The sequence below is a fragment of the Vulgatibacter incomptus genome (genome assembly GCF_001263175.1).
Lineage (GTDB): Bacteria > Myxococcota > Myxococcia > Myxococcales > Vulgatibacteraceae > Vulgatibacter > Vulgatibacter incomptus.
On the sequence record NZ_CP012332.1, the window covers coordinates 2,871,312 to 2,883,331 of the forward strand.

Genomic DNA, 12,020 nt, shown 5'->3' on the forward strand with positions numbered 1-12,020 from the left:
CGGATTCCGACGCTCGATCACTTCTCCCCGGCACGGTCGAGGATTCTCTTCGTGATGGCCAGTCGCCCCTGGCGAGAAGCAGATGCACTCTTCGCAAGCTTTTCGATCTCGTCCCGCACCTCGGCGTCCCCTGCATAGTGAATCTCAATCCACCCGACAGAGTTCTCAAGTTCACGATTCGTCATCGTCAAGAGCCGGGCGAGCGCGCTACGGAGCAACTCTTCGTTTCGGACCGGGTAGTACCCCAGGATCCGGCCAGCCATCCAGTCGGGCGCTGCAGCAACACGCTCAGTTCGGCCAGGGAAACGTGCCCTCGCCTCACGTCTACCATCTGTAGGCTCAAGCCATTCTGCCTCGAGAACCACCAGCGAATGGTACCACTCGCGCATCAACGCCAAGCTATCAGCCGTGTTGACATTAGCTAGCCATCCGGATGCCCCCCAGATCTGATTGATAGTATACCGCGACGAAACCTCCGCATCGAATCGTGGTATTCGCTGTCGCATTGCATCCACATAGGGTTCCGGATTCTCCCTGACAGCGGACATCACCCCTCTGATTGTCGAATCTGGTCCATTCCATCCATATCTCAGAATCAGATCGACGGCCTGCTGGTGCCCGAGTGCTCTGCCCCCGGCTTCTAACTTTAATCGTAGATCCCGAATATCGCCCCCCGATCCCTGAACGACCCGCTCAGGAGATTGATCCGTGAAGTCAGATTGACCAGGGCCCGTACCAGGTGAGCTAACGGAGAGAACCGCCCAAACACTCGCCAGAAGGGCAGACACGAATGCCACGGCAAGCGCCTTCTTTGAAAGAATCGTCATGGCTGGGCCTGCGTCACCAGCGAGCGCTCTCAACCGCCAATTTGATCATTTTCCCCTCAAGATCGATCTGGTGCGGCTACTTCGGCGCCCAAAACGAGCATGGCTTCGAGACCCGTGAATCCGACTACAAATATACCGGCGACGCGGCCCCGAAGGCTCCTCATGCCCCACTTCCCGAGGAGCTTCGTTCCCGGTCACGTTTTGGTCGTGTCGAACCCTGCGGCCACTACCGGCAGGCCTCGTACTGCGCGAGGTTCATCGAGGCGCAGTCGAGCCGCGGGTTATTCGGGAGATCCTCCGGGCAGAGCTCGGTCTTGCGCGCCTTCCAGAAGTCGACCAGGCCGCAGGTGCACGTTCTCGTATCCAGGTCGAGGCCCTGGTCGTAGCACCCGCAGAAGGCCGACGCCTTGCCGCTCGCGCAGAAGGACTCCACGCAGGCCTCGGCCTGCTCCTGCACGAGCACGCATCGCTCACCCTGCGTGAGCGGATCGCCATCGTCCTTCGACTCTCTGCCGCAACCACCCAGCGCCAGCACAAGCGCGAATCCCAGCAAAGCCCGCTCGATCATCGTGAGACCTCCGTCTACGAGCGGGCCATCATCCCTCATCCGCCGGCGCTGGTGTAGCGCCCGATCGCCCTCGTCCACACCATGCGGGCGGCGAGCGAGAACGCGAGCGCGCCGCCGAGCGCGCCCAGCACCTGCTCCGGCCCCAGCCTGCCGAGGATCGCCAGCGCCGGGTACGTCGTCATTACCGCCAGCGGAATCACGAAGGTGAAGACGAACGAGAGCGCCCCCCGATAGACCGAGGCGGGCCAGCGCGCGGCGTCGTAGATCGAGGCGAAGAGGTAGGAGAGGTTGTCGATCTTCACCACGACGAAGGCGAGGCTCACCACCAGGATCCACAGCGAGTAGAGGATCGCCACCGCGCCCACCAGGAGGAGCCCCGTCGCCAGGAGCGCGCCAGGCGACGGCACGACCCGCAGCTTCCAGAGCGCCCATCCCAGGAGCGCAAGCCCGCCGAGGAGGTCGACCGCCTTCCAGGGCTCGAAGCGCGAGGTGGAGACCATGAACTGCGAGTCCACCGGCTTGATCAGCAGGAAGTCGAGGGTGCCCTTGCGGATGTGCTCCACGACGTTCTGGAGCGCCGGCTGGACCCCGCCCTCGAGCACGCCCTTGAGCACGTTGAACCAGGCGACGACCAGGAGGGCCTCGTGCCAGGTCCAGCCCGCCACCGTCTCCCGCTGCTGGAAGAGCACGGCCAGCGGGATCAGCGCCGCCGCGGTCCAGAAGAGCGACATCACGCCGCCGACGAAGAAGTCGAGGCGGTACTGGAGCGAGAGCAGCGCGGAGGCGCGGAGCTGGATGGCGAGGAGTTTCGCGTAGCGAAGCATCTCACCCTCCGAAGGCGGAGTAACGCGCGAGGCCCCGCCGCCACACGGCGAGGGCCCCTGCGAGGAAGAGCGCCGCGTAGCCCCACTGCACGGCGAGCGCGCCGAGGGCCTCCCGGCGATCGATCAGCCCCAGCATCGTCTCCACAGGGAACGACAGCAGGTAGCGGAACGGCAGCCACCGCACCACGGCGTAGAGCCAGTCGGGCAGCAGCTCCAGGGGCAGCACGTAGCCGCCGATGACGAAGTAGAGGCCGAGCCAGAGCTGGAAGACGCTGAGCGAGCTCTCCCACAGGAGCCCGAGAGAGCCGATCATCGCCATGGCGCAGAAGGTCATCGCCCAGGCGCCGATCAGCGCCACGGGCACGATCGCCCATGCGACGGGATCGGGGTTGAGCTGGCCGGCCCCCAGCCACAGCAGCGCGATCGCCGCAACGGGGAGCGCCACCATCGCGCGCATGGGGAGGGCCGCGAGGTTCTCGGCCGCGTACCACACGAAGGGATGGAGGGGCCGCAACAACCGCATCCCGATGGTCCCCTGGCGGATCTCGAAGTTCAGGTCCCAGATCACCCAGGAGCTGGTGACGAGCCGGACGATGAGCGTCGCGAGGAAGTACGCGCCGAACTCCGCCTCGCCGAAGCGCCCCACCGGCGCCTCCTTGGCCACCGCCGACCAGAGCAGCAGCATGATCAGCGGCATGTTGGTGGCGAGGATCCAGACCAGGAACTCCGCCCGGTAGGCCACCGCCTCTGCGAAGCCCACCCGCATCAGCGAGGGGATCGCCCTCAGCAGCCCGAGGCGGGGGCGAGCAGCGGAGGAGCTCATCGGGCCACGGCGCTTTCCCGGCCCCGGTCGCGGCCCCTCGCGAAGAGCCCCGCGAGGACCTCCTCCAGCGGCGCATCCTCCACCGTGAGGTCCGCGATCGGCAGGTGCGCCAGGGCCGCGGCGACCAGCTCCCGAAGCCGGGAGCCGTCCACCTGCAGCTTGGCCTCGGCGTCGGAGAGGGAGATCACCCTGCCCCCGAGCCGCTCCACGGCGAGCCGCTCCACCGGCTGCGAGAGCCGGAGGATCACGCGCTTCTCCGGCTGGATCTGCCGAACGAGGGCGTCGAGGCTCCCGTCGAAGCTGAGGTCGCCGCGATCGATCACGATCACCCGGGGGCAGAGCGCGGCCACGTCGTCCATGTAGTGGCTGGTGAGGATCACCGTGGCGCCGGTGCGCTCGTTGTAGGACTGGATGAACGAGCGGACCGCCGCCTGCATCGTGACGTCGAGGCCGATGGTGGGCTCGTCGAGGAAGAGCACCTTGGGCCGGTGGAGGAGCGCCGCGGCGAGCTCGCACTTCATCCGCTCGCCCAGCGAGAGCTGTCTCGTCGGCTTGCCGATCAACTCCGAGAGGTCGAGCAAATTGACCAGCTCGTCGAGCGTCTGCCGATACTCCGCCCTCGGCACGTCGTAGACGGCGCGGTTCAGCTCGAAGGTCTCGGCAGGGGGCAGGTCCCAGAGGAGCTGCTGCTTCTGCCCGGTGACCAGCATGATCGACCGGAGGAAGTCGCGCTCCCGCGCGTCGGGCCGGAAGCCGGCGACCCGGGCCTCGCCAGAGGTGGGCCGCAGGAGGCCCGAGAGCATCTTGAGGGTGGTGGTCTTTCCGGCGCCGTTGGGGCCGAGGAATCCGACCCGCTCGCCCGGCTGGATCTCGAAGGAGATGCCATCCACCGCGCGGACGGTCTGGAAGCTCCTCCGGAAGACGGACCGAACCGCGGCGGCGAGCCCCGGCGGCCTCGAGTGGACCTTGTAGTGCTTGACCAGATTGCGGACGGAGATCATGCGGAGGGGAGAGTATGCCCCATGGGAGGATAGATGGACGCCGAGAAGCTGCGCGAAATGGCGAGCGCCTGGCTCGCCGAGGACCCCGACCCCGAAACCCGCGAGGAGCTCGAAGACATCCTCGGCAAGGGAGACGAGGCCGCCCTGGCCGATCGCTTCGGCGGCAGGCTGGAGTTCGGGACCGCCGGCCTTCGCGGCCTGATCGGCGCCGGGCCCAACCGGATGAACCGCTCCGTGGTGATCCGCACCACGGCTGGACTCGCGGCCTACCTGCTCGAACACGTCCCGGACGCGAAGGAGCGCGGCGTCGTGGTGGGCTACGACGGCAGGCGGCTCTCGGACGCAGCCAAGGACGACGTCGCCGCCGTGCTGGCCGGCCACGGGATCCTCGCGAGGGTCTTCTCGGACGTCGCCCCGACCCCGCTCACGGCCTTCGCCGTCTCGCACCTCGGCGCCGCCGGCGGCGTCATGGTCACCGCCAGCCACAACCCCGCCGCGTACAACGGCTACAAGGTCTACTGGGGCAACGGCGCGCAGATCGTTCCGCCCCACGATCGCGGGATCGCCGAGGCGATCGAGGGCGTGGGGGAGCTCGCCTCGATCCCCCGGATGTCCGAGGACGAGGCCCGGCGGCTGGGGCTCCGAGAGGACCTGGGCGACGAGACGATCGCCGCCTACCTGGAGCGCGTCCGCGCCCTCTCGCTGGGCGGCGGGGGACGCGACCGCGTGAGGATCGCCTACACCGCCATGCACGGCGTTGGCGGCGCCCTCGCGCTGCGGGCGTTGTCCGCCTTCGGCTTCGCGGACGTGCACGTCGTCCGGGCGCAGATGGAGCCCGATCCGGCGTTCCCGACCGTGGAGTTCCCGAATCCCGAGGAGGAGGGCACGCTGGATCTCGCCCTCGAGCTGGCCGAGGAGACCTCGGCGGGGCTCGTGCTCGCCAACGATCCCGACGCGGATCGCCTCGCCGTCGCCGTCCGCGGGAAGGACGGGGCCATGCACACGCTCACGGGGAACGAGATCGGCGCGCTCCTCGCGAGCCACCTCATCGAGGACGATCCGGCGAAGGGCGACCGCCTCGTGATCACCACGATCGTCTCCACGCCGATGGTGGGCGAGATCGCCCGGGCGAGCGGCGTCCGCTACGAGGAGGTGCTGACGGGCTTCAAGTGGATCGCCAACCGCGCCATGGAGCTCGAGGCAGCGACGGGGACGCGCTTCGTCCTCGGCTTCGAGGAGGCGCTCGGCTACAGCGTCGACGCGGTCTGCCGCGACAAGGACGGCGTGAGCGCGGCCGCGGTCTTCGCGGAGCTCGCCGCCCGCGCCGCGGCGGAAGGCGGCGGCGTCCTCGACCGCCTCGAGGCCCTCTACCGGCGCTTCGGACTCCACCGGTCCCGGCAGCAGGGATTCACGGCGCCGGGGGCCGAAGGCCACGCGAAGATCGAGCGCACCATGGCGCGGCTCCGGTCCGAGCCGCCCGAGCGGATCGGCGGCGCGCGGGTCGTGGGGATCCGCGACTACCACACGGGTACCGCGACCCGCGCCGACGGCACCCAGACGAAGCTCACGCTCCCGCGCTCCAACGTCCTCGCCTTCGACCTCGAAGGAGACAGCCGCGTGATCGCCAGGCCCTCGGGCACCGAGCCGAAGATCAAGTTCTACTTCGACGTCCGCGAGCCGGTGGCGGCTTCGGAGACGCTGGAGGCCGCCCGCGAGCGCGCAGAGGAGCGGATCGATCGCCTGGCCGGGGACTTCGCGGCCCTCGCATCCTCCTGAGGCATTGCCCCCGGCCGCCGTCCCCGGCCTCCCGGCGGGATGCTTCCTCGCTCCCACCGGCTTGCATAGCTTCCCTCTCGTCGGACTCGCTCCTTCGCGGGCCGGCTCGCAAAGGAGGGCGGGGATGGGGAAGGTGGCGCTGATCACCGGCGCATCGGGCGCGCTCGGCCGTGCGATCGCCGAGCGGCTCTCCGCGGAGGGATACGACGTCGCGCTCCACTACCGCGCGAAGGAGGAAGAGGCGAAGCAGCTGGCCCGCGAGCTCGAGGCCAAGGGCAAGGGGCGCGCCGTCCCCGTGCAAGCGGACATCCGCCGGGCGAACGAGGTGGACCGGATGGTCCAGGAGACCGAGCAGGCGCTCGGCCCCATCACCCTCCTCGTGAACAACGCGGGCCTCGTCCGGGATCGCAGCCTCCACAAGCTCTCGGATGAGGACTGGGACGTGGTCCTCGACACCAACCTGCGGGGGGCCTTCCGTCTGTGCCGCGCGGTCTCTCCGGGCATGCGCGATCGGCAGCAGGGCTGCATCGTGAGCATCAGCTCGATCGTCGGGGCCATGGGCAACTTCGGGCAGGCGAACTACGCCGCCTCCAAGGCCGGCCTCATCGGCCTCACCAAGAGCCTCGCCAAGGAGCTCGCGAGGGACCGGATCACGGTGAACGCGATCTGCCCCGGCTTCATGGACACGCCCATGGTGCGCGCCGTCCCCGAGGCGGTGCAGGAGAAGCTCGTCGCTCAGATCCCGCTCGGGCGCTTCGGCGAGCCGAGCGCCGTGGGAGAGGCCGTCGCCTACCTCGCCGGCCCGGGGGGCGCCTGGGTGACCGGGCAGGTCCTTCACGTGAACGGCGGGATGTACATGTAAGTAGGGACGCGGCTCCTCGCGGGAGGCAACGAGCCGCGGGGAGACCGATCGTGGCGCAGCCGAACACCCCGGGAAGACCGAACGCCGCCACCTGGATCAAGATCGGCCTGATCCTGCTGCTGCTGATCGTCGTCTTCGTGTGGATGCTGATGGCAGGCGCGCTCGGGATGGCCATTTAGACACTCGAGCCGGCAGCGTCACTCGAGCTTTCGGGGCTTCTCCTCCGGGGGCGCCGACGGCGAGGTTGCGGGCGGCAGTCCCTGCTCCAGCTTCCCGCCCACGACCCTCGGGATGATCGGCTCCGCCGCGTTCGGGGGAGGCGGCCCCTGCCCCGGCGGCATCGCGTCGACGCGGGTGACGACGCGGCGATCGCCCTCCAGATCGTAGGTCGCCCTCACCTCCCCGCCTGCCGGCAGCTCATTGAAGGTCACGGCGCGGCCGTCGAGCATGTACGTCGTATCCGGAGTCACGAAGAGCACCGTGCTCGGCTCGCCGAAGCCGTGCTCCAGGACGAGCTGATCGTTGCCCGACGAGACGAGGGATCCCTCGACCTCGAGCGCCCAGCCGATCCCCTCAGCTGGCTCGATCCACTGGATCGGCACGTCGCCGGGCATGCCGAGCTGAACGGTGGATCCAGGAAGGATCGGGCCGAACACGAGATCACCCGTGGCGAGGAGGACCCAGCCGAGCGCGAAGAGCGGATGGCCCTCTCGAATCGCACCCCGACTCGCGCCTGGCACCTTCCGTCGCATTCGTTCCTCCGTGTTCCCTCGCGAAATCTATTCCTCCCACCCCCCGTATGGTAGAACCCGCGCGACTTCCGTGAGCGCCATGAGACGCCCGCAAGACAGGAGCCAACGTGGAAATCAAGCTCTCCCCCGCTTCCCTCCCTGAAACCAAAGCCAACCTCCTGGCGCTCCCGCTCTTCGATGATGCCTTCTCGAAGAAGGGCGGCTCGGCAGCCCTCGACGCGCTCGACGCGGCCCTCGGCAACGTGCTCCGCGGCGCAGCCGAGCTCGAGAGCTTCACCGGCAAGGCCAATCAGAAGCTCGTCCTCCACACCCACGGGAAGCTCGCCGCCTCCCACGTCGTCCTCATCGGCCTGGGCAACAAGGGCAAGTACACCACCGAGGGCCTGCGCTTCGCTGCTGGCGTCGCCGCCAAGGAGGCCCTCCGCATCGGTGGCGGCAAGGTCGCCATCTCCCTGCCCGAGGCGGCCGACGCTGCCGACGAGCTCCGCGCGGTGTCCGAGGGTCTCACCCTCGGTGCATACCGCTTCGACAAGTGGCGCAGCGAGAAGAAGGACTCGAAGAAGGAGATCAAGGCCCTCGTCGTCGCCCCTGCCGCCGGCAAGAAGGCGGACCTCGACCGCGCCCTCTCGCTCGGCCGCGCCATCGGCGACGCCGTCAACGCGGCCCGCGACCTCGTCAACGAGCCGGCGATGACCCTCACGCCGACCGCCCTCGCGCAGCGCGCCCAGAAGCTCCTCGAGGACACCGGCGTGCAGGTGAAGGTGCACGACAAGAAGAAGATCGAGCAGCTCCAGATGGGCATGTTCCTCGGCGTGTCCCAGGGCAGCGCCGAGCCGCCGAAGCTCATCGAGGTGCGCTACGTCCCCAAGGGACAGGCCGCTGCCAAGGCCAAGCCCCTCGCCCTCGTCGGCAAGGCGATCACCTTCGACTCCGGCGGCCTCTCGCTGAAGCCCGCCGACGCGATGGTCGACATGAAGACGGACATGGCGGGCTCCGCCGCCGTCTTCGCGGCGATGCACGTGATCGCCACCGAGATCAAGCCGAAGTTCCCGGTCTACGCCTACGTCGGTACCTGCGAGAACATGCCGAGCGGCACGGCCTACCGCCCCGGCGACGTGCTCACCTCGCGGATCGGCAAGACCGTCGAGATCACGAACACCGACGCCGAGGGCCGGCTGGTGCTCGGCGACGTCCTCTCCTACGCCTGCGAGGCCAACCCCCGCGGCGTGATCGACCTCGCCACCCTCACCGGCGCCTGCATCGTCGCCCTCGGCATGTACACCGTGGGCACCTTCGGCCGGGACGACTCCCTCGTGGACGCCGTCCTCGACGCGGCCAAGGGCGCGGGCGAGGACTTCTGGCGCATGCCCCTCGTCCCCGACGTGAAGGAGAACCTCAAGTCCGACATCGCGGACATGAAAAACTCCGGCGCCCGCTGGGGCGGCGCGATCTCCGCGGCGCACTTCCTCGAGGAGTTCGTCGGCGAGACCCCCTGGGTGCACCTCGACATCGCCGGCCCGTCGACCTCCGACAAGGACCGCGGCTACACCACCAAGGGCGGCACCGGCGTCGGCGTCCGCACCCTCGTCGAGCTCGTCCGCCGGCTGGACGCCAAGGCCTAGCGCCGAGCGCTCGACCGAGCGCTCCCGTCGACGAGGCGGCACTCCATGCGCCCGCCTCGTCGACACGTTGTCCCTCGCGCCATCGGCTGGTAGGGTTCGGGACTCATTTTTCGTCCCGCCGTCCCGAAAGGACCCCCGATGGATGCGCGCTCCCTCCTGAAAAAGCTGTCGCCGCCGCTGCTCCTCGCCCTCGCCGCCGCCTGTGGCGGGGGCGGAGGCGGTGGTGATCCCGAAGACACGGTCGTCGTTTCCGTCGAGGTGGCGCCGGAACACGCCGAGATCGACGAAGGCAAGACCCTCCAGCTCACCGCGACCGCCAAGAACGCTGCTGGCCAGGCCATCAAGAGCGCCCAGCCGAACTGGGTCTCGTCGGACAGGAAGGTCGCGACGGTCGATCCGACCGGCCTCGTGAAGGCGCTCGCGGCCGGCGACGCCGAGCTCCGCGCCACGGTCGACGGCTTCTCCGCCACGGCACATGTCGTCGTGAACCGCGGCCACGTCGCGTCCGTGGTGATCACGACGCAGGCCAGCGAGCTCGGCCTCGGCCGGACGGTGCAGTTCGAGGCCGAGGCGAGGGACGCCGGCGGCATGGTCCTCCAGGGCCGCACGGCCCGGTGGACCACGAGCGATGCAAGCGTGCTCGACATCGACGAGAACGGGCTGGCCAAGGCCCGGGCCCTCGGTCGAGCGGATATCACGGCCGAGGTCGAGGGCGCGCGCGCCGAGATCCACGTCGCCGTGGTGGAGGCGACCGTCGCCGTCGTCCGGGTCACCCCCAAGAATCCCCAGATCCCGGAAGGCAAGTCCCAGCAGCTCTCCGTGACCTATCTGGACGGGGACGGGAACGAGGTCGAGTGGCAGGGCACGGTCAGCTGGTCGAGCTCGGACGTTGGCACCGCGACCGTGAGCCCCTCCGGTCTGGTCACCGCCGTGAAGCTCGGGCAGGCCGAAATCTCCGCCAGCGCCGCCGGCAAGACCGGCAAAACCGCGGTGGAAGTGGTGCCCGGCGGCGTCGCCGGCATCAAGATCGTCGGCGCAGAGATCCTCGTGACCACCGGCGAGGCCACGGGCGTCGAGGCCTACGCCATCGACGACATGGGGCACGAGCTCGAGCGCCCGCTCACCTGGGAGTCGAGCGATCCCAACATCGTGTCGGTCGACGCCAACGGACGCGTTTCCGGCCTCAAGACCGGCGAGACCCAGCTCATCGCCCGCTACGGCGATGTCTCCCAGTCGGTGCCCGTCCGCTCTGTCTTCAGGGTTGCCACGGTCGCCGCCGGCGAGCGGCACAGCTGCGGCCTCACCCCCATCGGGCGGGTCGTCTGCTTCGGCAGCAACGACCAGAAGCAGCTCGGGTCCGAGCGGGCCTCGGGCGAGAGCGTGGCGGCGGTCGCCGTCGACTTCGCGCCCGAGATGCGGTTCTCCGCCGTCTACGCCGGCGGCAGCCATAGCTGCGCGCTCACCGACGAAGGCGAGGCGTGGTGCTGGGGCAGCAACGCCTCGGGCCAGCTCGGCACCGGTGGGACGCCGTCGACCGCCGTGCGTCCCGTGAAGGTGATGACCCCCGACAGCCTGCAGGATCCGCTCCTCTTCGACCAGCTCACCCTCGGGGCCGAGCACACCTGCGGCATCAGGAAGGGAAGCTTCTCCGCCTTCTGCTGGGGCAACTCGGCGAACGGAAGGCTCGGCCACACCGCGACGCCCTCCTCCATCCCGGGCTTCGTCAGCGGGCCCTCGATCACGAAGGTCAAGGCGGGCGGGGCCCACACCTGCGGGATCGGACCGAGCGGTATCCACTGCTGGGGCAAGAGCGATGCCGGCCAGGCTGGCGCCGGCGGCGACGCGACGACTCCCCGCCTCGTGGTCGGCGGCTCCTTCATCGATATCGCGTTGGGCGCGAACCACAGCTGCGCGATCGCCCAGGACAGACAGGTGATGTGCTGGGGCGCGAATGACTTCGGCCAGCTCGGAAACGGCACCGTCACTTCCACGTCGACGCCCGGCCCCATCTCCATGTCGTCCAGCTTCCGGGATCTGACCGCAGGCAACGGCTTCACCTGCGCCGTCGGCATGATCGGCGCGGACGCGAGCGTCGCCTTCTGCTGGGGTGACAACCGCGAGACCCAGCTCGGCTACGCCGGCACCACGGGCAACCGCGCACCCAACCCGGTGAACGGCACGGTGCAGTTCGACGGGATCTCCGCCGGCGGAAGCCACGTCTGCGGCCTCAGCGGGTCCCGCACCTACTGCTGGGGACGCGCCACCGAAGGCCAGACCGGCTGGCGGACCAGCGACGGCGCCGGTCCCCACCTCGTCGACGGCCAGTAGCAGGACCTGCACGACGGCCTCCCCGGTTTCCGGGGAGGTCGTTTTGCGTTAACGAAACCGCCGGTCCAGGCGGAGCGCCGCGGCGAGCTGGCGCAGGTAGACCTTCCGCGGGACCACGATCTGCCCGAACCGGCTCAGGTGCTCCGTGGGGAGCTGGCTGTCGAGGAGGCGGAAGTCCCGCTCGCGTAGCCGCTCCACCAGGGCCACCAGGCAGACCTTCGACGCGTCGGTGGCCCGCGAGAACATCGACTCGCCCATGAAGGCCCCGCCGAGCGCGACGCCGTAGAGGCCGCCGACGAGCTCGCCGTCCCGATACGCCTCCACGCTATGTGCGAGGCCATGGCGGTGGAGAGCGACGTACGCACCCACGATTTCCTCGCTGATCCACGTCTCTTCGCGAGCGGCGCAGGCCCGCATCACCTCTTCGAACGCGCTGTCGAAGCGGATCTCGAAGACGCCCTGGCGGATCGTCTTCGCGAGGGACCGCGGCACGTGAAAGGCGTCGAGGGGGAAGATCGCCCGGGGATCGGGCGAGTACCAGCCGATCTCCGACGTGATCTCGTCCGCCATGGGGAACACCCCACGGCAATAGGCGGAGACGATGAGCTCGGGTGTGAGCGGGAGGTTGGACACGGGA

Annotated in this window: 11 protein-coding genes and 1 pseudogene; 5 read left to right on the plus strand and 7 right to left on the minus strand. The window is 69.1% G+C overall.

Features of this window, described 5'->3' with window-relative positions; genetic code table 11:
* Positions 1 to 17 precede the first annotated feature (17 nt).
* The 5 genes and pseudogenes from AKJ08_RS19345 to AKJ08_RS11965 form a co-directional block, all read right to left on the minus strand.
* Positions 18 to 827 (minus strand): hypothetical protein, encoded by an 810-nt coding sequence (locus tag AKJ08_RS19345; RefSeq protein WP_157370637.1) that lies wholly within the window; start codon positions 825 to 827, stop codon positions 18 to 20.
* Positions 828 to 1,053: 226 nt separating this feature from the next.
* Positions 1,054 to 1,395, minus strand: a complete 342-nt coding sequence (locus AKJ08_RS11950; protein WP_050726278.1) for a hypothetical protein — start codon at positions 1,393 to 1,395, stop codon at positions 1,054 to 1,056.
* Between the two features lie 35 nt (positions 1,396 to 1,430).
* Entirely contained in the window at positions 1,431 to 2,219 is a 789-nt protein-coding gene (locus AKJ08_RS11955; RefSeq protein WP_050726279.1) for an ABC transporter permease, read from the minus strand.
* A 1-nt stretch (position 2,220) separates the two neighbouring features.
* A complete protein-coding gene (locus tag AKJ08_RS11960) occupies positions 2,221 to 3,042 on the minus strand; it encodes an ABC transporter permease (protein WP_050726280.1) in 822 nt (273 codons plus the stop codon).
* A pseudogene (locus AKJ08_RS11965) lies at positions 3,039 to 3,935 on the minus strand (ABC transporter ATP-binding protein); the annotation flags it as partial. The pseudogene AKJ08_RS11965 and the gene AKJ08_RS11960, both read right to left, overlap by 4 nt.
* A gap of 141 nt (positions 3,936 to 4,076) precedes the next feature.
* Between AKJ08_RS11965 and AKJ08_RS11970 the strand changes: the two are divergent.
* From AKJ08_RS11970 to AKJ08_RS20660, 3 genes are all read left to right on the plus strand, one after another.
* Entirely contained in the window at positions 4,077 to 5,819 is a 1,743-nt protein-coding gene (locus AKJ08_RS11970) for a phospho-sugar mutase (protein WP_050726282.1), read from the plus strand.
* A gap of 124 nt (positions 5,820 to 5,943) precedes the next feature.
* Entirely contained in the window at positions 5,944 to 6,681 is a 738-nt protein-coding gene (locus AKJ08_RS11975) for a 3-oxoacyl-ACP reductase family protein (protein ID WP_050726283.1), read from the plus strand.
* A 50-nt stretch (positions 6,682 to 6,731) separates the two neighbouring features.
* Positions 6,732 to 6,860, plus strand: a complete 129-nt coding sequence (locus AKJ08_RS20660; RefSeq protein WP_276202168.1) for a hypothetical protein — start codon at positions 6,732 to 6,734, stop codon at positions 6,858 to 6,860.
* A gap of 18 nt (positions 6,861 to 6,878) precedes the next feature.
* Here the strand turns inward: AKJ08_RS20660 and AKJ08_RS11980 are convergent, their stop codons facing one another.
* Positions 6,879 to 7,433 (minus strand): hypothetical protein, encoded by a 555-nt coding sequence (locus tag AKJ08_RS11980; protein WP_050726284.1) that lies wholly within the window; start codon positions 7,431 to 7,433, stop codon positions 6,879 to 6,881.
* A 107-nt stretch (positions 7,434 to 7,540) separates the two neighbouring features.
* Here AKJ08_RS11980 and AKJ08_RS11985 point away from each other — a divergent pair, with 107 nt between their 5' ends.
* Positions 7,541 to 9,055, plus strand: coding sequence for a leucyl aminopeptidase (locus AKJ08_RS11985; RefSeq protein WP_050726285.1), 1,515 nt, complete (start codon positions 7,541 to 7,543; stop codon positions 9,053 to 9,055).
* Between the two features lie 138 nt (positions 9,056 to 9,193).
* Positions 9,194 to 11,383 carry an Ig-like domain-containing protein gene (locus tag AKJ08_RS11990; RefSeq protein ID WP_050726286.1) on the plus strand — a complete coding sequence of 730 codons (2,190 nt, stop codon included), beginning with the start codon at positions 9,194 to 9,196 and terminating at the stop codon, positions 11,381 to 11,383.
* A 48-nt stretch (positions 11,384 to 11,431) separates the two neighbouring features.
* Here AKJ08_RS11990 and aat read toward each other — a convergent pair whose 3' ends face one another.
* Complete coding sequence (aat, locus tag AKJ08_RS11995; protein WP_050726287.1) at positions 11,432 to 12,016, minus strand: leucyl/phenylalanyl-tRNA--protein transferase; 585 nt, start codon at positions 12,014 to 12,016, stop codon at positions 11,432 to 11,434.
* Positions 12,017 to 12,020: the final 4 nt, after the last annotated feature.